Consider the following 23837-nt stretch of genomic DNA (forward strand, 5'->3'; position numbering starts at 1 on the left):
TCGCTCGGACGCATCAGTAGGATAGGCCACCGTTACGGGCCATATCAAAGGCCCAATTTGCATAGCCCGGCGCACCTTTGCGCAGGTGAATTAGGAATTCCATATGGACCGCGTGCGAAATTTACTGGAACAGATCCAGAGTCGCCTTGAAGACCTGAACAAGGCCGAACGCAAAGTCGCCGAGGTGATCCTGCTCAACCCGCAGCAGGCCACCCGCTTCAGCATCGCCGCCCTCGCCCAGGCAGCCTCGGTGAGCGAACCGACGGTCAACCGTTTCTGCCGTTCGTTCGGTGTCAGCGGCTACCCGGAACTCAAGCTGCAACTGGCGCAGAGCCTGGCCAGTGGCGCGGCGTATGTCAGCCGCGCGGTCGAGGCTGATGACAATCCCGAGGCGTACACGCAGAAGATTTTCGGCAGCGCCATTGCGTCGCTGGACAGCGCTTGCCAGGCGCTCGATCCGAACCTGATCAGCCGCGCCGTCGACCTGTTGATTCAGGCGCGGCAGATCCACTTCTTCGGCCTCGGCGCTTCGGCACCGGTGGCGCTGGATGCGCAGCACAAGTTCTTCCGCTTCAACCTCGCGGTCACCGCGCATGCCGATGTGCTGATGCAGCGGATGATTGCTTCGGTGGCGCACACTGGCGAGTTGTTCGTGATCATTTCCTACACCGGCCGCACTCGCGAACTGGTGGAAGTTGCGCGTATCGCTCGCGAGAACGGGGCTTCGGTGTTGGGACTGACGGCGGAGAATTCGCCGCTGGCCAAGGCGAGTACCTTGAGCCTGAATATTCCGTTGCCGGAAGACACCGACATTTATATGCCGATGACGTCGCGGATCATTCAGTTGACGGTGCTGGATGTGTTGGCGACGGGGATGACCTTGCGTCGCGGGGTGGATTTCCAGCCGCATTTGCGCAAGATCAAAGAGAGCTTGAATGCGAGCCGGTATCCGGTTGGGGATGAATTCAACTAAAGATCAAAAGCACCCTCACCCCAGCCCTCTCCCGGAGGGAGAGGGGGCCGACCGAGGTGTCTAGCGCTATACATCGACCTGAAACACCGAGTCGATTATGGATTCACCGACATTCGTTCAGGTCGGTGCATCTCTCGAATATCCCCCATTCGGCCCCCTCTCCCTGAGGGAGAGGGGGCCGACCGAGGTGTCTTGCGCTGTACATCGACCTGAAATATCCAGTCGATTATGGATTCAGCGATGCACTTTCACGTCGGCGTAACTCTTGAGCATCCCCCATTCGCTCCCCTCTCCCCTCGGGAGAGGGCTAGGGTGAGGGTATCGGTGTACTTGACACTCTCAAGCCGCCGCCCACGCCTGCAAACTCAAATGCGCCTTCTCCCCCGGCGCCAGGTGCAGACTGTCCGTCCCGCCCGCCGCCGCTTCCACGCAGACAAACTCGGAAATCTCATCCCACGACACGCCCAACAGCGGCCGCGCGCCCGGATGCCACACCACCGTGTCGGCGCTGTCCCCGGTATCGATGCACAACTCACGCTGCCAGGCGTGATCTTTCAGCTGCAATTCGCCGTCATGCTGGAACACCCGCTGGCAACCGCCATCCACCCGCAACTCGCCTTCCTGCTGGCAAACCTGGCGGTTCAACTGGTCATAACCCTGCGCCCCTTCGAGCCCAGACAGCGCTATCTCACCGACATCGCCAATACGCCAGTAAGCGTGCAAAGCCTGGCTCAACTGGCACGGCATGTCGTCCTGATGCTCAGTGCTCAGGCGTAACTCCATGCGTTCGCCAAGGTGTGCGTGCAGGTCAACCTGCCAGTCGCACAACTGCAATTGCCAATGCAGGCGCACGCCGTCTTCGGCGCTGCTGCTGTCGAGCAACTTCCAGTCGAGCAACCTTGCCCAGCCATGGGACGGCCATGCGTTTTCGCTCGGATGACGGCCATACCACGGCCAGCACACCGGCACACCACCACGGATCGCGCCGACATGCGGCCACTTCGCAGCACACCACAACCACGGTTTTTGCCCGCGCGGCTGAAAGTGCAGCAACTGCGCACCCTGACGACTGAACACCGCCTGACACAGCGGATGATCGATCACCAACACGTCGCGCATCTGATAGCGCTCCCAGGCGAACACCGGTTGCTCACGCAGGGATTTGAAGAAGCGTTGTAGCGGATGCTCATGCATTTGCCACGATCCTGAAATCGACTTTCACCGGGCGGCGCCAGCCCCAAAAAAAAGCGGACAGCCTTGGCTGTCCGCAAATATGCGCACATAGAGAGGAGCTTATCGCAGACGCGTTAGAACGTAGACTGAATTTTCAGGCCAGCGACCAAAGCGTTGTCCACTTCATCCACACCACCCGGGTGAGTGATGTATTGCAGGTTAGGACGTACGGTCAGCCAGTTGGTGACGTGGAAGCCGTAGTTGATCTCGTAGTTGTATTCGGTTTCACGAATCGGCGAGAACACCGGGTTGTCGTAATCCGAAACACCGTTGGAAACGTTCAGCAACTCGGCGTTTTTCTTCACGTCGTCGTTGACGTGGATACGCGCCGCACCGATACCGACGTCATCTTTCGGACGCGCGTCGAACGGGCCCTTGTAGACGAACATCACCGACTGGTAGTTATCGATGAAGTTGGTGTCTTTGTCGTGGAAGGTCGCGTTGGCGGCGATGTTCAGACCGCGCGAGGCATCACCGTTGTGGCTGGTGAGTTGCTGTTGCGCCACGAACCAGTAGCCGCTTTTGCTGCTGTGGGACTTGTAAGCGTCGCCAGTGGTGGCTGCGTCGAAACCATTGACGTCTTCGCGAACGTCGTCGGCATCCGCCGTGCTCTTGTAGTAACCGACGCGGTATTCGCCCGGCAGGCTGTTGACCTTCGGCGACCAGACCAACTCCACCGGCAACACAGTACCTTTGGTGCCGCTGCCGCTGAGTTTGAAGCCGTTGCCGTGTTCCAGCTGCGACGGGTTCTGGTTGTACGCGCCGATTTGCGCGTAGAGCTCGTCGTTGATGTTGTACTTCACACGGATCGCGGCCTGGCTGACTGGCCAGTTGTACCAGATGTTGGTCGCCCAGTTACCCACTTGGGAGCCGCAGAACGCGAGGTTCTGGAAGTCGCACGGGAAGGTGTTGAAGTCTTCGCCTTCACCGAAGTAACCGGCCTTGACGTCGAGTTTGTTGTCGAAGAACTGGTGCTGAATCCACAACTGGGTCAGACGCACCATGTGGCCACGACCGTAGACTTCTTGCGAAGAACTCAAGGTGCCGGCACGCGGATCGCCAACGCGGTCGTTGGAGATGTTGTAGCCGTTACGGTTGGTCAGCTGGATTTTTGCCTGAGTGTTATCCCAGCCCCACAGCTTTTGCAGATCGAGAGCCACGCCCAGACCGAACTGGTCAGCGTAACGCGCGGTCTTGTCGTCGTTGTAGCCACCGTTCAGGTTGCCACCGACTTCCCCAACGTAGTCAGCCTTGATGTCGATACCCTGCTCGATCAGCTTGGTACGCTCGCCACCCCAGTCGCCGGTCATCCATTTCGAGTCGGAGCTGAAGGCGTCCGCCGCCATGGCGTTACCGGCCAGCACCAAGGCCGCCGCAGCTGACATTTGGCAGATCAACCGGGCATTGACGTGTTTCTTTTTCATCCCTACATCCTCGTCTTTATTGTTATTAACTGTTTTTATCTAACGCGGTTTACATAAATTGCGATGGATTACAGGCAATCCACCGCGTGCTCCTTTTGTAGGAGTGAGCCTGCTCGCGATAGCGGTTTTACATTCAACATCTCTGTCGACTGATACACCGTCATCGCGAGCAGGCTCACTCCTACATCGATCTTCAGCGGCCTTTGAATTGCGCCACGTTCGCAGACCGCGCATCGGTCTGCGGTTGACCGGCAGTGCCGAGGCGCTCACCGGTGTTGGCATCGAACAACAACACTTTCGACGGATCGAACTGCAGCGTCAGGCTCTCGCCCACCTGCGGTGCCACGTCCGGCGCCAGACGGCAGCAGACCTTGGTTTCATTGAGGTTGACGAACACCAGGGTGTCCGGACCGGTCGGCTCGGTGACCTGCACTTCAGCACGAATGCTCGGCAGACCATTGCCATCGCCGTTCGCCAACACGATTTGTTCCGGGCGCAGGCCGAGGATCACTTCGCGATCTTCGAGACCGGCGTCCTGCATGCTCATCGGCAATTCACAACGGGCCTGGCCGCTGTCGAGCAGCGCCAACAAACGACCGTCCTTGCGTTGCAGACGCAGCGGGATGAAGTTCATCGGCGGCGAACCGATGAAGCTCGCCACGAACAGGTTGGCCGGGTTGTTGTAGATGTCTTTCGGCGTGCCGAACTGCTGAATGATGCCGTCCTTCATCACCGCAACCTTGTCGCCCAGGGTCATCGCTTCGATCTGGTCGTGGGTCACGTAGACCGTGGTGGTTTTCAGGCGCTGGTGCATCAACTTCATTTCGGTACGCATCTCGACGCGCAGCTTGGCGTCGAGGTTGGACAGCGGTTCGTCGAACAGATAGATCTTCGGCCGACGCGCCAGTGCGCGCCCCATCGCCACACGCTGTTGCTGACCGCCGGAAAGCTGGCCCGGTTTGCGATTGAGCAGGTGTTCGATCTGCAGCAGCTTGGCCACGCGCGCGACTTCTTCGTCGATCGCCGCCTGAGGCATCTTGCGAATCTTCAGACCGAACTCAATGTTCTCGCGCACGCTCATGGTCGGGTACAGCGCGTAGGACTGGAACACCATGGCGATGTCGCGATCCTTCGGGCTCATGCCGCTGACGTCTTGATCGCCGATCATGATCGCGCCGCCGGTGATGGTTTCCAGACCGGCGATGCAGTTCATCAAGGTCGATTTGCCACAACCCGACGGGCCGACCAGGATCAGGAATTCACCGTCCTTGATCGACAGTTCGATGTTCTTCAGGGTGTCCGGCAGGCCGGCACCGTAGGTCTTGTTTACGTTGCGAAGTTCGAGCGTTGCCATGATTACCCCTTGACTGCGCCGGCCGTCAGCCCGCGCACGAAATACTTGCCTGCGACCACATAGACCAGCAGGGTCGGCAGGCCGGCGATCATCGCCGCTGCCATATCAACGTTGTATTCCTTGGCGCCGGTGCTGGTGTTGACCAGGTTGTTCAGCGCTACCGTGATCGGTTGCGAATCACCGCTGGAGAACACCACACCGAACAGGAAGTCGTTCCAGATCTGGGTGAATTGCCAGATCAGGCAGACCATGATGATCGGCGTCGACATCGGCAGAATGATGCGCCGGAAAATCGTGAAGAACCCCGCGCCATCCAGACGTGCGGCTTTCACCAGCGCATCCGGAATGCTCACGTAGTAGTTACGGAAGAACAGCGTGGTGAACGCCAGACCGTAAACCACGTGGATAAACACCAGACCGGTGGTGGTGCTCGCCAGACCCATTTTGCCGAGGGTGAACGAGGCCGGCAGGAGCACGGTCTGGAACGGCAGGAAGCAGCCGAACAACAGCAGACCGAAGAACAACTGCGAACCACGGAAGCGCCAGAACGACAGCACATAACCGTTCAACGCGCCGATGGCGGTGGAGATGATCACGGCCGGAACGGTGATCTTGATCGAGTTCCAGAAGTAACCGTCAACCGTGGCCCAGGCCTTGACCCAGCCGATGCCACTGACCACGGTCGGCCAGCTCAGCAGGTTGCCGCTGCTGATGTCTTCCGGGGTCTTGAAGCTGGTCAGCAACATCACCACCAGCGGTACCAGATAAAGCAGTACAGCGAGGATCAGCACTGCGTAGATCGCGATGCGACTCAGGCTGATAGCAGGTTTGGCAGCGAGACTAGTCATTGCGCTTGGTCCTCAGCTCGGAATACAGGTAAGGCACGATGATCGCGAGGATCGCACCGAGCATCAGAATCGCACTGGCCGAGCCCATGCCCATCTGGCCGCGACTGAAGGTGAAGGAGTACATGAACATCGCGGGCAGGTCGGAGGAATAACCCGGACCACCGGCGGTCATCGCCGCGACCAGGTCGAAGCTCTTGATCGCGATGTGCGCGAGGATCATCACCGCACTGAAGAACACCGGACGCAGGCTTGGCAGCACCACTTTCCAGTAGATCGTCGGCATGCTCGCGCCATCGATCTGCGCGGCACGGATGATCGATTGATCAACGCCACGCAGGCCGGCGAGGAACATCGCCATGATGAAGCCCGAGGCTTGCCACACAGCAGCGATCACCAGGCAGTAGACCACGCGATCCGGGTCGATCAACCAGTCGAGACGGAAGCCTTCCCAGCCCCAGTCACGCAACAATTTGTCCAGGCCCATGCCCGGGTTGAGCAGCCATTTCCACGCGGTACCGGTGACGATCATCGAGAGCGCCATCGGGTACAGGTAAATGGTGCGGATAAAGCCTTCGCGACGAATGCGCTGGTCGAGGAACACCGCCAGCAACACGCCGATCACCAGAGTGATGCCGATGAACATACCGCCGAACACCGCGAGGTTTTTGCTCGCGACCCACCAGCGATCGTTGTCGAACAACCGTGCGTATTGCGCCAGACCGGCCCACTTGTAGTTGGGCAGGAACGTCGAGGTAGTGAACGACAGTACGAACGTCCACAGGATGTAGCCATAGAAGCCCACCAGCACGATGAACATGCTCGGCGCCAGCACCAGTTTTGGCAGCCAGCGTTGCAATGCATCGAACGGCGAGGCCTTGCTGAACACAGCAACAGAACTCATGGGGAAATCCAGTACGAAAGAAAAGGACTACTTGGGCAACTTGTCCCCTTGTAGGAGTGAGCCTGCTCGCGATTGCGGTGTGTCAGCTGATGAATCTGTTACCTGACAAACTGCTATCGCGAGCAGGCTCACTCCTACAGGGGCCAAGCATTACTTGGCGGACTTGATCGCTGCGCCCAGTTTCTTGGCGGTGTCGGCCGGGTCGGCTTTCGGGTCGTTGATGTAGTTAGTCACGACATCAAAGAACGCGCCTTGCACCGCCAGCGTGGTCGCCATGTTGTGCGCCATGCTTGGTTGCAGGCCGCCGGATTTGGCGTCAGCCAGGAAGTCCTTGGCAGCGGTCTGTGCGCAGGAGTCGAAACCGAGCTTGTCCATGTTGTTCAACATGTCGTTGCGAACCGGAATCGAGCCTTTGTTGATGCTGAAGACTTTCTGGAAGTTTTCACCCAGCACGACCTTGGCGATGTCCTGCTGACCGGCCGCAGTGCCTGCGTCCTTCTGCTTGAAAACAGCCAAGGAGTCGATGTTGTAAGTGAACGCCTTGTCGGTGCCTGGGAAAGCGACACACTGGTAATCCTTGCCGGCGATTTTCTTCGCGGCAGTCCATTCGGACTTGGCCCAGTCGCCCATGATCTGCATGCCGGCCTTGCCGTTGATGACTTTGGCCGCTTCCAGGTTCCAGTCCTGACCTTTGCCGTCGGCGTCCATGTAGGTCGCGACTTTTTTCAGTTCGGTCAGCGCCTTGACCATCTGCGGACCGGTCAGCGCATCGTTGTCCAGATCGACCAGGGCTTTCTTATAGCCATCAACGCCCATGACCGAGAGCACCACGGCTTCGAACACGGTGCTGTCCTGCCAAGGCTGACCACCGTGGGCCAGCGGAATGAAACCCGCAGCCTTGAGCTTGTCGCCAGCGGCGTAGAATTCTTCGAGGGTGGTCGGGGCTTTTTCGATGCCGGCTTTCTTGAACACTTCCGGGTTGATCCACAGCCAGTTCACACGGTGAATGTTCACCGGTACGGCTACGTAATCACCGTCGTACTTCACGGTATCGGAGACTTTCTTGTCGAGCAGACTGTCCCACTTTTCCGACTTGGCGACGTCTTTCAGCACGTCGGTGTCGAGCAGGCCGGTCGACGCCCATTCCTGGATGTCCGGGCCTTTGATCTGAGCAACGCCAGGCGGGTTGCCGGCAACGGCACGGCTTTTCAGCACGGTCATGGCAGTGGCACCGCCACCACCGGCGACAGCGCCGTCTTTCCAGGTGAAACCGTCTTTTTCGACTTGCGCCTTGAGCACATCAACGGCGGCTTTTTCGCCACCGGACGTCCACCAGTGCACGACTTCGACCGAACCTTTGGATTCGGCAGCGGAAACACTGAGAGGCAGAATTGCGAGCGGGAACAGGGAGGCGACAGAAATGACAGTAGCGAGGCGAGAAATCGCATTCATCTGAGATGTACCTTTCTTGTTGTTATGCATGCAAGTCTGGTGCTTGCGCTGCACAGGAGTTTAAACAGGACGTTTCCCCTCGCAGGTAACGAAGGGACGCGCGAATGTCACCACATGGTTACACAGGAGAACCCTGAGACAACTGCGCTAAAGCAGTCGCCATACTGGGTGACAAGGGTAGACGAGGGATCAGCACGGCTTGCCAGGCATGATACAGATCGGGTTTGCCCGGCCAGATATCGGCGCTCGGGATGTTTTGCGGGTTGAGTTCGTGGTGCCAGCTGCCATCGCAACGGTCGATGAAATTCACTTCACAGAATTCCCAGAACAGCCGGTACCAGGTTTCGTATTGCGCATCACCGGTGCGTTTGAGCAAGGTACTGGCAGCCGCGCTGGCCTCGGCGTGCGTCCAGTGCAGACGATGGCGGACGACGGCTTTGTTGTCCCAGTCGAGGGTGTAGACGATGCCCGGCGCGCCATCGACGCTCCAGCCGTTGCGACAGTTGTGCTCGAAGAGTTTCTGCGCGTCGCTGGCCAGCCAACCCGGGGTGAGCATGCCAGCCTGGACTCGCGCCGCTTCGAGGTGCAGCAACAGCCGCGCCCACTCGAAACCATGGCCCGGTGTGGTGCCGTAAGGGCGGAAACCATCGGCGGGATTGTCGTGGTTGTAATCGCGCAACGGTTGCCAGTCGCGGTCGAAATGTTCGATGACCATGTAACCGTTGGCGGCAGCATGACCGTGGATCACCCGCTCGACGATGCGCTGCGCGCGCACCAGCCAGCGTGGGTCTTCGGTGACATCCGCCAGTGCGAGGAACGCTTCGGTGGCGTGCATGTTGCTGTTGGCGCCGCGATAGGCTTCTTCTTCGCTCCAGTCACGGTTGAAGAATTCGCGCATGGCGCCCTCTTCTTCACTCCAGAAATACGTGTCGATGATGTCGATCGCATCATCCAGCAGCGCTTGAGCGCCGGGACGCTGTGCGACCACGGCAGAGCTCGCCGCAAGAGCGACAAAGGCATGCAGATAGGCATTCTTGCCGGTATTGCCATCACGGTGTTCGGCGACCGCAAACCAGCCGCCGTGCAGAACATCACGCAACGGCCCACGCAGAGCGGCAATGCCGTGATCGACCAGTTCGGCAAAGCCCGGCAAGCCCTGAATATGGGCCATGGCGAAGCTGTGGGTCATGCGTGCGGTGTTCATGGTTTCGGCTTGCGCGTTCGCTGGCAGACGGCCGCGTTCGTCGAGATTACCGAAGCCTTGCGGGAGTTTTGCTGCCTTGGCGAAATCCAGCAGGCGCAGGCCTTCGGCGGCGAGCCATTGCTGGTGGGCAGGGGCGTTCAGCCAACTGCTGAAGCCGGGTTGGAAGAGATCCATGGGTGGCCTTTTTTGTTGTTATGACTGCGGGGAGTCTAAACAACGGACCGGGGCGGGCTTGTAACGAAGGGGGCGGGGTTTGTCACCAGGCCGTGACAAAACAGCGGCCCTCACCCCAGCCCTCTCCCAGAGGTAGAGGGGGCCGACCGAGTGGTGCTGAGTTATCCACCGACCTGACACATCGAGTCGATTATGGATTCGCTACCGGACTACCAGGTCGGCGTATCTCTGCAGCATCCCCCGATCAGTCCCCTCTCCCCCCGGGAGAGGGCTAGGGTGAGGGAATGCTTTTGACTCAATCCGCCGAACGCGGCAACTGCAGGGTCACCCGCAACCCACCCTCACGCAAATTCTGCAACGTCACTTCCCCGCCATGGCTATGGGCAATATTGCGCGCGATGCCCAACCCCAGCCCATAACCCTGCTGCTGCCCCGCCAACCTGAAGTGCGGCTCGAACACCTGCTCCAGCCGCTGCTCCGGCACGCCCGGCCCTTCATCATCAACGTGCAAGACAAACGCGCTGTCATCATCATCGATGTGCAAATGTGCGTTCTGCCCGTACTTCAACGCGTTGTCGATCAGGTTGCCGATACAACGCTTCAACGCCAGAGGCTTGCCCGGATACGCCGCCAACGCGCGGCCATGCTGAGTCACGCGACCGTTGCCGTTCGGCGCCAGGTACGGTTCGACCAGACAATCCAGCACATGGTTGAGGTCGACCGGCTCGATGTTCTCGTGGATGTCGGTGTCTTTCACGCATTGCAGCGCGCCTTTGACCAGCAGTTCCAGCTCATCCAGATCACGGCCGAATTTGGCCTGCAGCTTCTCGTCTTCGAGCAATTCGACACGCAAACGCAAACGGGTAATCGGCGTACGCAGGTCATGGGAAATCGCGCTGAACAACTGGCTGCGCTCAGTCAGGTAACGGCTGATGCGTTCGCGCATGGTGTTGAACGCGCGGCCCACTTCGACCACTTCGCTGCCACCGCCCTCGGCCACCGGCTCGACGTCGGCACCCAACGACAGATCCCGCGCCGAACGCGCCAGACGCTTGAGCGGCCGGCTCTGCCAGTGCACCAGCAGGCCGATGAACAGCAGCAAGAATCCGCTGGTGAGAACGATGAACCACACCTGTTGCGACGGCAGGCCTTGCTCTTCAAGACTGGTGTACGGCTCGGGCAACAATGACGCGATGTACAGCCACTCGCCCGGGGCCATTTGAATCTGCGTGACCAGCACCGGCGGATTCACCGGCTCCAGAGTCAGCGCGTAATGCGCCCACGAGCGTGGCAACTCATCGAGTTTCAGTCCGGCATTGAAAATCCGCAGATCCTCTGGACTGACGAAGGTCACCGAAATGTCGGTGTCATGCCCGAGGGTCTGGCGCAGCACTTCGTCGACCGCTTTCATCACCGCCGCTTTGCGCGGTGTGACCGGTAGCACGTCCATGCCCAGCGGTTTGTCGTTGAGCGTCACCACGAAGCGGGTGCCGCCCATGCTGCGCAACTGATCGAGTACCAACGGACGATAAGCCACCGGCAACGAGCGGAAGTAACTGACGCTGGCGGTCATCGAATGGGCGAGGCTGCGGGCGCTGGTGACCAGGCCTTCGAGCTGGGTGGCGCGCAGTTGCGAGACCCAGATCACGCTGGACAATGTCTGCGCAAACAGCACGGCGAGCAAGGTCAGCAGCAACATCCGCCCGAGCAGCGAGCGCGGCACCGGCACCTTGGCGGCGAGCTTGCGCAGCGACTCAGTGAGCATTGCCGGCAACCACGTTGGCTGCCAGTTGGTAGCCGCTGCCGCGCACGGTGCGGATCAGTCGTGGCGGTTTCTCGGTGTCGCGCAGACGCTGACGCAAACGGCTGACGGCCATGTCGACGATGCGGTCGAGCGGCATCAGGTCGCGGCCCCGGGTAGCGTTGCCGATGGTGTCTCGGTCGAGGATTTCCTGCGGGTGATCAAGAAACAGTTTCAGCAGGGCGAAGTCGGCGCCGGAGAGAATCACTTCCTCGCCGTCGGTGTGGAACAGCCGATGGCTGACCATGTCCAGCCGCCATTCATCGAACGCCAGCACTTCACTGCCGCTGCGCTCCTGGCCGAATTGCGCGCGGCGCAGCAGGGCTTTGATCCGGGCTTGCAGTTCGCGCGGGCTGAAGGGTTTGCCGAGATAGTCGTCGGCGCCCAGCTCCAGGCCGATCACGCGGTCGGCTTCGTCGGAACTGGCGGTGAGCATGATGATCGGCACCTGCGCCTGACGCGGATGCTGACGCACCCAACGGCACAGACTGAAGCCGTCTTCGTCGGGCAGCATGACATCGAGGATCACCAGATCGCTCGGCGCCTCGTTGAGTGCCTGACGGAAACTGGCGCCATCGGCGGTGGCCCGCACCTGAAACCCGGCGCGGGTCAGGTAGGTTTCCAGCAACTCGCGTATTTCCTGGTCGTCATCGACCAACAATATCGACTTGTTGACTGAGCTCACTTCGAAGGCATCCTTGTTGTTGGAATTGGGGCGGATTATGCCTTAAGCATCGATTTTACAAACACCACAAAACAACTGTAGGAGTGAGCCTGCTCGCGATAGCGGTCTTACATTCAACACATTCGTTGACTGACGTACCGCTATCGCGAGCAGGCTCACTCCTACAGTTTGATTGCATTTCAGGTCGGGATTGATTGGTCCAGGGCCACACCGGCACCGACAAGCCCGGAATACGGCGCTGTCACCAGCCACACCGGAATGCCTTTGAAATAATCGCTCATACAACCTTTGTCGGCGAAGCTGCGGGCGAAACCGCTTTCGAGGAAGAAATCGGCAAAGCGTGGAATCACCCCGCCAACGATATACACCCCGCCACGCCCGCCCGTGGTCAGCACGTTGTTGCCGGCCACACGGCCGAGCCAGCAGCAGAACTGCTCGAGCACTTCCAGGGCAATCGGATCACCGGCCAAACCAGCTGCCGTTATCGCTTCCGGCGTATCCAGCGTCGGTTCATGGCCGTCCACTGCACAGATCGCCCGGTAAACCCGTGGCAAGCCGCCGCCGCTCAACGCGGTCTCGGCGCTGACATGACCGATCTCATTGTGGATGTGCTGCCACAACTGGGTTTCACGCGGGCTGCTCAGCGGCAGATCAACGTGACCGCCCTCGCCCGGCAACGCCGCGAAACGACCTTCACCGAGATCGAGCAAGGTGCCGACGCCAAGACCAGTGCCCGGCCCGATCACCACCGCTGGGCGCAACGGCTCCGGCGTGCCCGCGCAGACCACGCGGAATTCGCCCGGCTGCAAACGGGTCATGCCCAGCGCCATCGCCGAGAAATCGTTGACCAGCAACAACTGTTCGACCTGCAAGGTTTTGCAGAACGCCGTGCGGCTCAGCCGCCAGTGGTTATTGGTGAACTTGAACTCATCGCCGCTGACCGGGCCGGCCACCGACAGGCACACCGAACCGATCGAACCCGGCGCCAGGCCAAGCCCGCTCAGATAGAGGCTGATCGCCTCTTCCGGGCTGGCATGGTCGGCCGTGGCCAGCACTTGAACGGATTCTAGCTGCTGGTTTTTCCACAACGCGAACCGTGCGTTGGTGCCTCCGATGTCACCGACCAAAGCCAGTTTCAATTAAGCGTCTCCAGGGCAGAAGTGAAGGCGCTGGCGCCCTGCTCCGCCGAGCTGAAGGCCAAACGCATAAAGCCAAACAGTTCGCGACCGCTGCCGATGTTGTTGCCCAACAGGCCTTTGGCGGGTTCGCGCGCTGCAAATTCTGCGGCGTCGACTTTAAGTTCCAAAGTGCCTTTGACGCCATCGACGCGGATGATATCGCCCTCTTGCACGCGTGCCAAAGCGCCACCGACATAAGCTTCCGGGCTGACGTGAATCGCTGCGGGGATTTTCCCCGAGGCGCCGGACATGCGCCCGTCAGTCACCAATGCCACTTTGAAGCCGCGATCCTGCAGCACGCCGAGGAACGGCGTCATCTTGTGCAGTTCCGGCATGCCGTTGGAACGCGGGCCCTGGAAGCGCATCACCGCGACGAAATCCTTTTCCAGCAGACCGGCCTTGAACGCATCGGCCAGGTCCTGCTGATCCTGGAACACCATCGCCGGTGCTTCGACGATCTGGTTTTCCAGCGCCACAGCGGACACCTTCATCACACCGCGGCCGAGGTTGCCTTCCATCACACGCAGACCACCCTCCGCCGAGAACGCACGGGCGACCGGGCGCAGGATGTTTTCGTCGAGGCTGTCGACCGGACCTTCGCGCCAGACCAGTTCGCCGTTATCGAGGAACGGTTCTTTGGTGTACTTGCTCAAGCCGTGGCCGAGCACGGTGTTGACGTCTTCGTGCAGCAGGCCGGCGCCGAGCAGTTCGCGGATCAGGAACGACATGCCGCCAGCAGCCTGGAAGTGGTTGATGTCGGCTTTGCCGTTCGGGTAAACGTGGCTCAGGGTCGGCACGACTTCGGAGAGGTCGGCCATGTCCTGCCAGGTCAGTTGAATGCCAGCGGCCATGGCGATGGCCGGCATGTGCAGGGTGTGATTGGTCGAACCGCCGGTGGCGTGCAGCGCGACGATCGAGTTGACCAGCGACTTCTCGTCGACGATTTCGCCGATCGGCATGAAGTTGCCGTTCTGCTTGGTCAGACGCGTGACTTGATGCGCGGCTTCGCGGGTCAGCGCGTCACGCAGCGGCGTGTTCGGGTTGACGAAAGAGGCGCCCGGCAAGTGCAGGCCCATGACTTCCATCAGCAACTGGTTGGTGTTGGCGGTGCCGTAGAACGTGCAGGTGCCCGGGCTGTGGTAGGACTTCATCTCCGATTCCAGCAGCTCTTCGCGGGTGGCTTTGCCTTCGGCGTACTTCTGGCGCACGTCGGCTTTTTCCTTGTTGGAAATCCCCGAGACCATCGGCCCGCCCGGGACGAAAATCGTCGGCAGGTGACCGAAGCGCAGCGAACCCATCATCAGGCCCGGGACGATCTTGTCGCAGATGCCAAGCATCAGCGCGCCGTCGAACATGTTGTGTGACAGCGCTACAGCGGTGGACATGGCGATCACTTCGCGGCTCGGCAGACTCAGTTCCATGCCCGGCTCACCTTGGGTCACACCGTCGCACATCGCCGGAGTGCCGCCAGCGAACTGGCCGACCGAGCCGATTTCGCGCAGGGCGTTCTTGATCTGTTCCGGGAACACTTCATACGGCTGGTGCGCCGAGAGCATGTCGTTATACGAAGAAACAATGGCGATGTTCGCCGAGTTCATCATCCGCAGGCTGTGTTTGTCTTCACTGCCGCAACCGGCCACGCCATGGGCGAAGTTGGCGCATTGCAGCTTGCCGCGCATCGGCCCGTCAGTGGCGGCGCCGCGAATCAGTGCAAGGTAAGCCTGACGCGTGGCGCGGCTGCGGGCGATAAGCCGTTCGGTGACCTCAAGAACGCGGGGATGCATGTGTAGAACTCCAGGCTAACGGATGTGGCGACCTGATTGTCTATGCTGATCAAACGCCGTTGTTGTTGGAATGACAGACGGCTTTTTTGACCATTCGGACCAGTTGATTCAGGTCACTCGTTGTAGATAAAACAAAATATTGCCATTAAAAAGGCTTGTTTTCTATTTTTATGCGAATAATCTTGTAATTCCAACAACAAAACGACGGCGGCGCTGTTCCATGACTCTTCGAATCGCAATCAATGGTTTTGGCCGCATCGGCCGTAATGTCCTGCGCGCACTGTATACCCAAGGCTATCGACAGGATTTGCAGATCGTCGCCATCAACGATCTGGGCGACAGCTCGATCAATGCTCATCTGCTCAAATACGACACCGTTCACGGCACGTTTGACGCGCAAGTCGAACATGACAATGAAAGTCTGACCGTCAACGGCGACCGCATTGCGGTCAGCGCGATTCGCAACCCGGCCGAACTGCCATGGGCGGCGGAAAAGATTGATGTGGTGTTCGAATGCACCGGTCTCTTTACCGATCGCGCCAAAGCGGCCGCGCATATTACTGCCGGCGCACGCAAAGTCATTATTTCAGCGCCGGCCAAAGGTGCCGACGCCACTGTTGTCTATGGTGTGAACCACGACATTCTGCGCCAGTCGCACCAGATCATCTCCAATGCTTCGTGCACCACCAACTGCCTGGCGCCAGTGGCGCAGGTGCTGCACCGTGAGCTGGGCATTGAAAGCGGTCTGATGACCACGATCCATGCCTACACCAACGATCAGAACCTGACTGATGTCTATCACACCGACCCGTACCGCGCGCGTTCGGCCACGCAGAACATGATCCCGAGCAAGACCGGTGCCGCAGAAGCGGTGGGCCTGGTGCTGCCGGAACTGGCGGGCAAACTGACCGGCATGGCCGTGCGGGTGCCGGTGATCAATGTGTCGCTGGTGGATTTGACCGTGCAGCTGAAAAAAGAAGCCAGCGCCGAAGAGGTCAACGCGCTGATGAAGTCTGCGAGCCAGCACTCGAAAATTTTGGGTTACAACACATTGCCGCTGGTTTCCAGCGACTTCAACCACAACCCGCTGTCGTCGATCTTCGACGCCAACCACACCAAATCCAGCGGCAAACTGCTGAAAGTGCTGGCCTGGTATGACAACGAGTGGGGTTTCTCGAATCGCATGCTGGATAACTGCCTGGCGTTGTGTAACGCCGAGTAACCGATTGCCTTTTGTAGGAGTGAGCCTGCTCGCGATTGCGATCAGTCAGTCACAGATGTTGTGGCTGATCAACCGCTATCGCGAGCAGGCTCACTCCTACAAGGTTTTGTGTTGTATTTGAAATCAGGGCTTGACCACTCGACTAGATGATAAGCATTATCATTCGCTTGAAATCGATCAGGTCCTCCCGTGAGTCAATCGCGCTTCAACCATGTCTTCCTCACCCAGCGCACCTCGCTGCTGCGTACGCTGGAACGGATGGTCAACAATCACAGCACCGCTGAAGACCTGTTGCAGGAGACCTACCTGCGCGTGACGCGGGCGTTGAGCGAGCGCGCCATCGATCACCTCGAACCTTTTGTCTTCCAGACCGCGCGCAATCTGGCGCTGGATCATTTGCGCGCGCGCAAGATCCATTCGCGAACCATGGTTGATGACGTGCCGCAGGATGTCGTGCACAGCATCGCCGCCCCTGCCAGCAGCGCCGAAGATGCCGCCCACGCCGAACAGATGCTGGAGCGCCTGAACGTGAGCCTCAGTCAACTCAGCCCCCGCCAGCAGCAGATTTTCATCCTCAGCCGTTTGCACGGGAACAGTTATCAGGAAATCGCTGATGAACTGAACGTATCCCTCAGCACCGTGCAGAAAGAACTTAAGCTGATCATGAGCATTTGCATCGGCGTCGCTGAACGACACGACAGCAGCGGCAAGCTGTAAGCTTCAAGCTCCAAGTAAAAACGAAAAGCAGTACACGCATCTGGCTTGCAGCTTGCAGCTTGACGCTAGAAACTGCTTCGCCAGAAGCCCGAGGAAACACCGTGACGGACACCCACCGCTCGCCTTCGCCGGATTCGGTGCAGGACGCTGCAAACGCAATGGACCAGGCACTGGACTGGCTCATCGTGCTCGGCAGCCCGGACGATGAGCAGACCCGGCAATTTCACGCTTGGCTGGCGGCCGATCCGTTGAATGCCGAGGCGTTTGCCAAGGCTCAGGCGATCTGGGACGGCCCGCAAGTCGCCTTGTGCGCGCAAAGCCTGGCGGCGAAACCTGCGAAAGTCACCGTCCTCAAGCGTCTGCGTCCGCACTGGAAACCGCTGGCCACTGCTGCGGTGCTGATCCTCGGTTTGTTCAGTTTCAGTAATTTGCCGATGCGCATTCAAGCCGATCATCTGACCGTCGTCGGCGAGCGCCAGCGTCTGCAACTGGAGGACGGCTCGAAAGTCCTGCTCAATACCAATTCAGCGTTTTCCAGCACCATCAATGATCAACAGCGCGTTGCCCGATTGTTTCAAGGCGAGGCGTTTTTCGAAATCGCCAGCGGCCGCAGTCAACCGCTGGAAATCGATGCCGGGCCGGTCACTGCCAGCGTGCGCGATACCGCGTTCGCCGTGCGCTATCTCGATGGTGTCGCGCAGGTCAATGTGCAGCGTGGCGACGTCGATTTGCGCGCCACGCATAACGATGCTCGTGTGCGCCTGACTGCCGGCGAAAGCATTCGCATCGGCCCCAACGGCTTCGACCGCCCAGCCAAACTCGACGCCAACACGGACCTGGCCTGGGTCCAGGGCCGACTGGTGTTCGAGAACTGCCCGTTGAATCAGGTGCTGGCCGAATTGCGCCGCTACTATCCCGGCTGGATCATCAATACCAACGAGCAGTTGGCCGACGTCAACGTCACTGGCAACTACCGGCTCGATCAGCCGCTCGACGTGGTTCGCTCCCTCGCTCACATCACCTCGGCGCAACTGAAAGAATTCCCCGCCGTGGTCATCCTGAACTAAATGAGAATTATTTTTACTCGATAGCCAACGTCAGTACGTCTCGTTATAGCCAATGCAATTGATTCGCATCACGCGAAGCCAATCAGCCCCTATAAAGATTCGTGCGACACGGAGCGCTATCGATGTCCTCTCGCCTTACCCGCCAGACTTCCTCCCCTTCCCGCGTATTGTCGCTGCTGACCGCTGCCATCCTCATGGCCGGCACCGCACCGCTGATGGCTGCCACCGAGACGCCTGCGCGCAACATGGGGGATTACTCGTTCGCCATCAGTCAGCAACCGCTGGTGTCCGCCCTCAATGCCTTCACCGCCGTAACCGGCTGGCAAGTCGGTTTGCCGGCAGAACTGGGTCAGGGCGTGTCGTCGCCGGGCGTGCGCGGCTCGTTGCCCCCGGAAAAAGCCCTCGAGCGTCTGTTGGTGGGGACCAACCTGAGCTTCCGCAAAATCAGCAACAACAACGTCGTGCTGGAAAAGCGCAACGCCAGCGGCACGCTCAATCTGGATCAGGTGACCATCAGCGCCACCCGTCAGGAGCAGTCGGTCAATAGCGTTCCGGCCACTGTCACCGTGCAGACCCGTCAGGATCTGGACCGCAACAACGTCAACACCATCAAGGATCTGGTGCGCTACGAGCCGGGCGTGTCCGTCGGCGGCGCCGGTACACGTGGCGGCATCAGCGGTTACAACATCCGTGGCATCGACGGCGACCGCATCCTCACGCAAGTCGACGGTGTGGAAGTGCCGGACGGTTTCTTCAACGGTCCGTACGCCAAGACCCAGCGCAATTACGTCGACCCGGAAATCGTCAAACGCGTGGAAATCCTCCGTGGCCCGGCCTCGGTGCTGTACGGCAGCAACGCCATCGGCGGCGCCGTCAGCTACTACACCCTCGATGCCGACGACATCATCAAACCCGGCAAAGACGTCGGCGCACGCCTGAAAACCGGTTACAGCTCGGCCGACGAGAGCTGGCTGAAGTCCGCCACCGTCGCCGGTCGTGCCGACCAGTTCGACGGGTTGCTGCATTACAGCCAGCGCGACGGCCACGAAACCGATTCCTACGGCAGCAACAACGGCACGGGTCTCGAGCGCACTGCCGCCAACCCGGAAGACGTCAACGCCTACAACGTGCTGGCCAAGGTCGGCTGGAACTACAACGACGATTCGCGTCTGGGCCTGACCTACGAAAAGTACAAGGATGATCGCGATACCGATCAGAAAAGCGCTTACGGCGGCCCGTACTTTGCCGGCGCCCCAACGATTCCCAACAGCGTACTGCCCGGCGGCATGTACCAGTGGCGCACCGGCAACGACACCATCACCCGTGAGCGTTTCGGCCTCGAACACTCGTTCGCCCTCGACAGCCTGCTGGTCGACAACGTGAAGTGGAGCCTCAACCACCAGATCGCCAAGACTGACCAGAGTACCGAAGAGTTCTACTACCCGATCACCCGTAAAGTGCTGCGTACTCGCGACACGATTTACGAAGAAAAGCAGTGGGTGTTCGACGCACAACTGGACAAGGCGTTTGCCATCGGCGACACCGATCATGTGCTGACCTACGGCACCACCCTCAAGCAACAAAAAGTCACCGGCTCGCGCAGCGGCGACGGCAAATGCCTGGCGGTCGGTCGCGGCTGCACGGCCATTGGCGCGACCAGTGCCGCTGACGTACTGAAAAAGGCTACGGACTTTCCGGACCCGACCATCAACACCTACAGCCTGTTCGCTCAGGATCAGATCAGCTGGAACAACTGGACCTTCCTGCCGGGCCTGCGCTACGACTACACCCAGCTCAAGCCGCACATCACTCAGGAATTTCTCAACACCGTCGCCGCCGATGGCCAAGGCACCGTCAGCGACGAGAACAAGACCTGGCATAAAGTCTCGCCAAAATTCGGCCTGACCTACGCCCTGACCGAGAACTACACCTGGTACGGTCAGTACGCCGAAGGCTTCCGCACCCCGACCGCGAAAGCCCTGTACGGCCGTTTCGAAAACACCACCACCGGCTACAACGTCGCGCCCAATCCGGACCTGGAACCGGAAAAAAGCAAAAGTTATGAGACCGGTCTGCGCGGCAACTTCGAACAAGGTTCGTTCGACGTGGCGGTGTTCTATAACAAGTACCGCGACTTCATCAACGAAGACGCCGTTACCCCTGGCTACGACGAGCTGACCTTCCAGTCGAGCAACATCAAACACGCCACCATCAAGGGGGCGGAAGTCAAAGGTCGTCTGAATCTGGATGCGTTCGGCGCGCCGCAAGGCCTCTACACCCAAGGCTCGATTGCCTACGCCTACGGTCGCAACAATGACACCGGCGAGCCACTCAACAGCGTCAACCCGCTGACCGGCGTGTTCGGTCTGGGTTACGACCAGGACAACTACGGCGGCCTGCTGAGCTGGACCGTGGTAAAGAAAAAAGATCGCGTCGACGACAGCAACTTCAAGTCGCCGGACGGCGTCAGCAGCCAGTTCAAAACCCCGGGCTTCGGCATTCTTGATCTGGCCGGCTATTACAAAGTCACCGACGACGTCACCGTCAGCGGCGGCATCTACAACCTGACCGACAAGAAATACTGGCTGTGGGATGACGTGCGCGGTTACGACAGCGTCGGCGAGGCTTCGGTGACGCAACCGGCCAACCTCGATCGCCTGACCCAACCGGGCCGCAACTTCGCGATCAACCTGATCTGGGACATCTGATCCGGCCAACCTCACCGCGCGTGTTCAGGCACCGCGCCGTGAGGTTTTTTTACGCTTGCACGTCGCTTTGTTCGTCTCGTTATCAAGCGCCTCTTTTATCAAGGACATGTCATGACCACTTCGGAAAAAGCCCTGCGTTCACAACGTCTGAACCAGATCACCCACGAGCCGCACAGCAAACTCGATGCACTGGTGAAGGCGCACGCGCCGTTCGAGACCCGCGCCAACTTCGCCCGTTTCGTCGTCGCGCAGTACCTGTTCCAGTCGGAACTGGTCGACCTGTACAACGACGCCGAACTGACCGCCATTGTCCCTGACCTGCCAGCGCGTTGCCGCGCCGAAGCGGCCAAAGCTGACCTGGCTGATCTGCACACCGAAGTGCCGGCACCGGTCGCAGGCGCCGTGACAAACCCGAGCAAGGCCCGTGCCCTGGGCTGGATCTTTGTTTCCGAAGGTTCCAAGCTCGGTGCGGCGTTCCTGATCAAACGCGCGGTGGCGCTGGAGCTGAGCGAAACCTTCGGTGCCCGTCACCTCGGCGAGCCTGAAGGTGGCCGTGCCGAAGGCTGGAAAAGCTTCGTGCGCACTCTCGATTCGCTGCAGTTCAGCGCTGAAGAAGAGGCTGAGGTGGAGCAAGGCGCGATCGATGCGTTCAACCGCTTCACCGTGTTGCTGGAACAGGCTTACGCCACAGAAGCCGAACCGGCCTGATTCCCGACACACCACAAAACCCTGTGGGAGCTGGCTTGCCAGCGATGGCGGCGGTTCAGACAACATATATGTCGACTGATACACCGCTATCGCTGGCAAGCCAGCTCCCACAGGGATCTTCGCAAGTCTGTAGAATCCCCATCTCGCCTCAAAGCAATCCCGAGCCCATGCCGCAACCCGCCTCCTCGAAACTCGCCCGCGTGCTGTTCGGCCTCTTGGCCTACGTCAGCCTCGGCATCGGCCTGATCGCCATTGTCGTGCCCGGCCTGCCGACCACCGAGTTCATCCTCCTCGCCGCCTGGGCCGCGACCCGCAGCTCGCCGCGCCTGAGTGCCTGGCTGGAAAACCATCGCCTGTTCGGGCCGATCCTCAGCAACTGGCGCAACGGCAAGATCATCGCGCGTAAGGCCAAGGTCAGCGCCACGGTGAGCATGTTGCTCTGCGCCACGTTGATGCTGGTGATGCTCGATCACGGCTGGCCGATCTATCTGGCGATTGCCGGGATGAGCCTGGGCAATCTGTGGATCTGGTCGCGTCCTGAATCCCTGCCAAAACCTCTTTGATCAGCCACCGAAAGTTTGCCGATGACCGGTCACGCACCGTTCACAGTCTTGAAACATCCCTGTAATTTTCCCCTTTTTCAGCACTTTCCCCTGCGCAAACGTTTAGCGCTGACCGTTCGTCGGCAGCCGCCTCATGCGCTCTCGTTCCACGCCGATGAGCATTGAATGGCGCTGAATGGATTTGGCGAACCGGATAGTTCATGTCCGCCTGCCACCCGTTTATTCATTCGCGAGATCGCCCCATGTTCGACTCTCTGTCCATTCGCCTGAAAATCGTCCTGCTCTCCGGCCTGTGCCTGCTCGGTGTGGTCGCGCTGATCGTCGGCATGAACATCTACCAGACCAACCAGAACGACGAACTGGTCAGCAACTCCAGCAACAAGCTGCTCACCGCCAGCGTGCAGAACCTGTTGCAAGCCAAAGCCGCCGAGCAAGCCGTGCGGGTGCAGAAAACCTTCGGCGAAAGCCTGACGGTGATCACGGCCGTGGCTGACCAGATCAAGGACCTGCGCGTCATGGCCGCCAAGCGTTCGCTGGATGCTGGCGCCTTGCGTGAAGAGTTGAACCTGAGCCTGAAAACCGCATTCGAGCGTAACGACAAAGTGCTCGGCATCTGGCTCGCCTTCGAACCGAACGCTCTCGACGGCAAGGACAGCGAGTTCGCCAACGACGCCGCCCGCCAGTCCAACGAAGCCGGGCGCTTCGCCACCTATTGGAGCCGCGCAGCCGGCGCCTCACTGAACACGATCATGGTCGAAGACGACCTGACCAAAACCACCCTCAGCGTCAGCGGCACGCCCTACAACAGTTGGTACACCTGCCCTCGCGATGCCAAGCGCACCTGCCTGCTCGACCCGTATGCCGACACCGTCGGTGGCAAGGAAATGCTCATGACGACCATTTCCGTGCCGTTGATCGTCGACGGCAAAGCTATCGGCGTGGTCGGTGTCGACATCGCCCTCGACGCCCTGCAAGCAGCCGCCGTGGACTCCCAGCGCAGCCTGTTCAACAACGCCGGGCACATGCTGATCGTCTCCGGCAGCGGTGTGCTCGCTGCCGACAGTTCTGACGCGAGCAAGGTCGGCAAGAAGATCGGCGACACCCTCGGTGCCGATGGCCAGGATGTGCTGCAACTGCTGACCTCCGGCACCCCGAAGATTCTCGAACAGGGCGAGCTGATTCGTGCGGTGTACCCGGTTGACCCGATTGGCAATTCGCGTGCCTGGGGCGTGGTCATCGATCTGCCGAAACAAGTGCTGCTGGCCGACTCGGTCAAGCTGCAAGCGGTACTCGACGATGCGCAGGAAACCGGTGTGATCACCGCGCTGCTGGTCGCCGTGGTTGCCGGTCTGGTTGGCCTGCTGCTGATCTGGCTGACCGCGTCCGGCGTTACTCGCCCGATCAATAGCGTCGCCGAGATGCTGAAAAATATTGCCAGCGGCGAAGGCGATCTGACCCAGCGCCTGAACTACAGCAAAAAGGATGAACTGGGCGAACTGGTGAACTGGTTCAACCGCTTCCTCGACAAGCTGCAACCGACTATCGCGCAGATCAAGCAGAGCATCACCGAAGCACGCGGCACTGCTGACCAGTCTTCGGAAATCGCCCGCCAGACCAGCGAAGGCATGCAGGTGCAGTTCCGCGAAATCGACCAGGTCGCCACCGCCTCCAACGAAATGAGCGCCACCGCACACGACGTCGCCAACAGCGCATCGAACGCTGCCAATGCCGCGAAAGGTGCCGACCAGTCAGCCAAGGACGGCATGTCGATCATTGAACGCAGCACCCGCGATATCAATCAACTGGCCGAGGAAGTCAGCAAAGCGGTGACCGAGGTTGAA

The 23837-nt window shown here is 59.8% G+C and carries 18 protein-coding genes and 1 pseudogene; 8 read left to right on the top strand and 11 right to left on the bottom strand.

Annotated elements, in window-relative coordinates; all coding sequences use genetic code 11:
- Positions 1-112 precede the first annotated feature (112 nt).
- The gene (locus AK821_RS22280) at positions 113-973 is read left to right on the top strand and encodes a MurR/RpiR family transcriptional regulator (protein WP_171057240.1); all 861 of its coding nucleotides are present in this window, start codon (positions 113-115) and stop codon (positions 971-973) included.
- A gap of 339 nt (positions 974-1312) precedes the next feature.
- Here the strand turns inward: AK821_RS22280 and AK821_RS22285 are convergent, their stop codons facing one another.
- From AK821_RS22285 to edd, 11 genes are all read right to left on the bottom strand, one after another.
- Positions 1313-2167, bottom strand: a complete 855-nt coding sequence (locus AK821_RS22285; protein ID WP_064391715.1) for a D-hexose-6-phosphate mutarotase — start codon at positions 2165-2167, stop codon at positions 1313-1315.
- A 113-nt stretch (positions 2168-2280) separates the two neighbouring features.
- Positions 2281-3630: a carbohydrate porin gene (locus tag AK821_RS22290; protein WP_064391717.1), complete on the bottom strand. Its 1350-nt coding sequence runs from the start codon at positions 3628-3630 to the stop codon at positions 2281-2283.
- A 193-nt stretch (positions 3631-3823) separates the two neighbouring features.
- Complete coding sequence (locus AK821_RS22295) at positions 3824-4984, bottom strand: ABC transporter ATP-binding protein (protein ID WP_064391719.1); 1161 nt, start codon at positions 4982-4984, stop codon at positions 3824-3826.
- Positions 4985-4986: 2 nt separating this feature from the next.
- A complete protein-coding gene (locus AK821_RS22300) occupies positions 4987-5832 on the bottom strand; it encodes a carbohydrate ABC transporter permease (RefSeq protein ID WP_064391721.1) in 846 nt (281 codons plus the stop codon).
- Complete coding sequence (locus AK821_RS22305; protein ID WP_007917874.1) at positions 5825-6733, bottom strand: carbohydrate ABC transporter permease; 909 nt, start codon at positions 6731-6733, stop codon at positions 5825-5827. Before AK821_RS22305 ends, AK821_RS22300 begins: the two co-directional genes overlap by 8 nt.
- A gap of 150 nt (positions 6734-6883) precedes the next feature.
- Positions 6884-8185 (bottom strand): ABC transporter substrate-binding protein, encoded by a 1302-nt coding sequence (locus tag AK821_RS22310; protein WP_064391723.1) that lies wholly within the window; start codon positions 8183-8185, stop codon positions 6884-6886.
- Positions 8186-8303: 118 nt separating this feature from the next.
- Entirely contained in the window at positions 8304-9563 is a 1260-nt protein-coding gene (locus AK821_RS22315; protein ID WP_064391724.1) for a D-mannose isomerase, read from the bottom strand.
- 295 nt (positions 9564-9858) lie between these two features.
- Complete coding sequence (locus tag AK821_RS22320; RefSeq protein ID WP_064391726.1) at positions 9859-11328, bottom strand: ATP-binding protein; 1470 nt, start codon at positions 11326-11328, stop codon at positions 9859-9861.
- Positions 11318-12049 carry a response regulator gene (locus AK821_RS22325; RefSeq protein WP_064391728.1) on the bottom strand — a complete coding sequence of 244 codons (732 nt, stop codon included), beginning with the start codon at positions 12047-12049 and terminating at the stop codon, positions 11318-11320. Before AK821_RS22325 ends, AK821_RS22320 begins: the two co-directional genes overlap by 11 nt.
- Before the next feature lie 179 nt (positions 12050-12228).
- The gene (locus AK821_RS22330; RefSeq protein ID WP_064391730.1) at positions 12229-13188 is read right to left on the bottom strand and encodes a glucokinase; all 960 of its coding nucleotides are present in this window, start codon (positions 13186-13188) and stop codon (positions 12229-12231) included.
- Positions 13185-15011 carry a phosphogluconate dehydratase gene (gene edd / locus AK821_RS22335; RefSeq protein ID WP_007917882.1) on the bottom strand — a complete coding sequence of 609 codons (1827 nt, stop codon included), beginning with the start codon at positions 15009-15011 and terminating at the stop codon, positions 13185-13187. Before edd ends, AK821_RS22330 begins: the two co-directional genes overlap by 4 nt.
- Positions 15012-15231: 220 nt before the next feature.
- On the opposite strand from edd, the gene gap reads away from it, so the two are divergent.
- From gap to AK821_RS31445, 7 genes and pseudogenes are all read left to right on the top strand, one after another.
- Complete coding sequence (gene gap, locus AK821_RS22340) at positions 15232-16233, top strand: type I glyceraldehyde-3-phosphate dehydrogenase (RefSeq protein ID WP_064391732.1); 1002 nt, start codon at positions 15232-15234, stop codon at positions 16231-16233.
- Between the two features lie 189 nt (positions 16234-16422).
- Entirely contained in the window at positions 16423-16950 is a 528-nt protein-coding gene (locus AK821_RS22345; RefSeq protein WP_064391734.1) for an RNA polymerase sigma factor, read from the top strand.
- A gap of 101 nt (positions 16951-17051) precedes the next feature.
- The gene (locus tag AK821_RS22350) at positions 17052-18017 is read left to right on the top strand and encodes a FecR family protein (protein ID WP_064391736.1); all 966 of its coding nucleotides are present in this window, start codon (positions 17052-17054) and stop codon (positions 18015-18017) included.
- 122 nt (positions 18018-18139) lie between these two features.
- Entirely contained in the window at positions 18140-20725 is a 2586-nt protein-coding gene (locus AK821_RS22355) for a TonB-dependent receptor (protein WP_064391737.1), read from the top strand.
- Between the two features lie 111 nt (positions 20726-20836).
- Positions 20837-21433 carry a biliverdin-producing heme oxygenase gene (locus tag AK821_RS22360; RefSeq protein WP_064391739.1) on the top strand — a complete coding sequence of 199 codons (597 nt, stop codon included), beginning with the start codon at positions 20837-20839 and terminating at the stop codon, positions 21431-21433.
- Between the two features lie 167 nt (positions 21434-21600).
- Positions 21601-21996, top strand: coding sequence for a YbaN family protein (locus tag AK821_RS22365; RefSeq protein ID WP_064391741.1), 396 nt, complete (start codon positions 21601-21603; stop codon positions 21994-21996).
- 515 nt (positions 21997-22511) lie between these two features.
- Positions 22512-23519: pseudogene (locus tag AK821_RS31445) on the top strand (PDC sensor domain-containing protein); the annotation flags it as partial.
- Positions 23520-23837 lie beyond the last annotated feature (318 nt).

The organism is Pseudomonas sp. RIT-PI-r, from assembly GCF_001297015.1.
In the GTDB taxonomy this organism is placed as follows: Bacteria; Pseudomonadota; Gammaproteobacteria; order Pseudomonadales; family Pseudomonadaceae; genus Aquipseudomonas.

Excerpts from the sequence above, each read along its gene's own strand:
- gap (WP_064391732.1), top strand. The coding sequence starts at position 15,232 with ATGACTCTTCGAATCGCAATCAATGGTTTTGGCCGCATCGGCCGTAAT.
- AK821_RS22310 (WP_064391723.1), bottom strand. The coding sequence starts at position 8,185 with ATGAATGCGATTTCTCGCCTCGCTACTGTCATTTCTGTCGCCTCCCTG.
- AK821_RS22305 (WP_007917874.1), bottom strand. The coding sequence starts at position 6,733 with ATGAGTTCTGTTGCTGTGTTCAGCAAGGCCTCGCCGTTCGATGCATTG.
- AK821_RS22360 (WP_064391739.1), top strand. The coding sequence starts at position 20,837 with ATGACCACTTCGGAAAAAGCCCTGCGTTCACAACGTCTGAACCAGATC.
- AK821_RS22355 (WP_064391737.1), top strand. The coding sequence starts at position 18,140 with ATGTCCTCTCGCCTTACCCGCCAGACTTCCTCCCCTTCCCGCGTATTG.
- AK821_RS22295 (WP_064391719.1), bottom strand. The coding sequence starts at position 4,984 with ATGGCAACGCTCGAACTTCGCAACGTAAACAAGACCTACGGTGCCGGC.
- AK821_RS22300 (WP_064391721.1), bottom strand. The coding sequence starts at position 5,832 with ATGACTAGTCTCGCTGCCAAACCTGCTATCAGCCTGAGTCGCATCGCG.
- AK821_RS22285 (WP_064391715.1), bottom strand. The coding sequence starts at position 2,167 with ATGCATGAGCATCCGCTACAACGCTTCTTCAAATCCCTGCGTGAGCAA.
- AK821_RS22315 (WP_064391724.1), bottom strand. The coding sequence starts at position 9,563 with ATGGATCTCTTCCAACCCGGCTTCAGCAGTTGGCTGAACGCCCCTGCC.
- AK821_RS22320 (WP_064391726.1), bottom strand. The coding sequence starts at position 11,328 with ATGCTCACTGAGTCGCTGCGCAAGCTCGCCGCCAAGGTGCCGGTGCCG.
- AK821_RS22365 (WP_064391741.1), top strand. The coding sequence starts at position 21,601 with ATGCCGCAACCCGCCTCCTCGAAACTCGCCCGCGTGCTGTTCGGCCTC.
- AK821_RS22290 (WP_064391717.1), bottom strand. The coding sequence starts at position 3,630 with ATGAAAAAGAAACACGTCAATGCCCGGTTGATCTGCCAAATGTCAGCT.
- edd (WP_007917882.1), bottom strand. The coding sequence starts at position 15,011 with ATGCATCCCCGCGTTCTTGAGGTCACCGAACGGCTTATCGCCCGCAGC.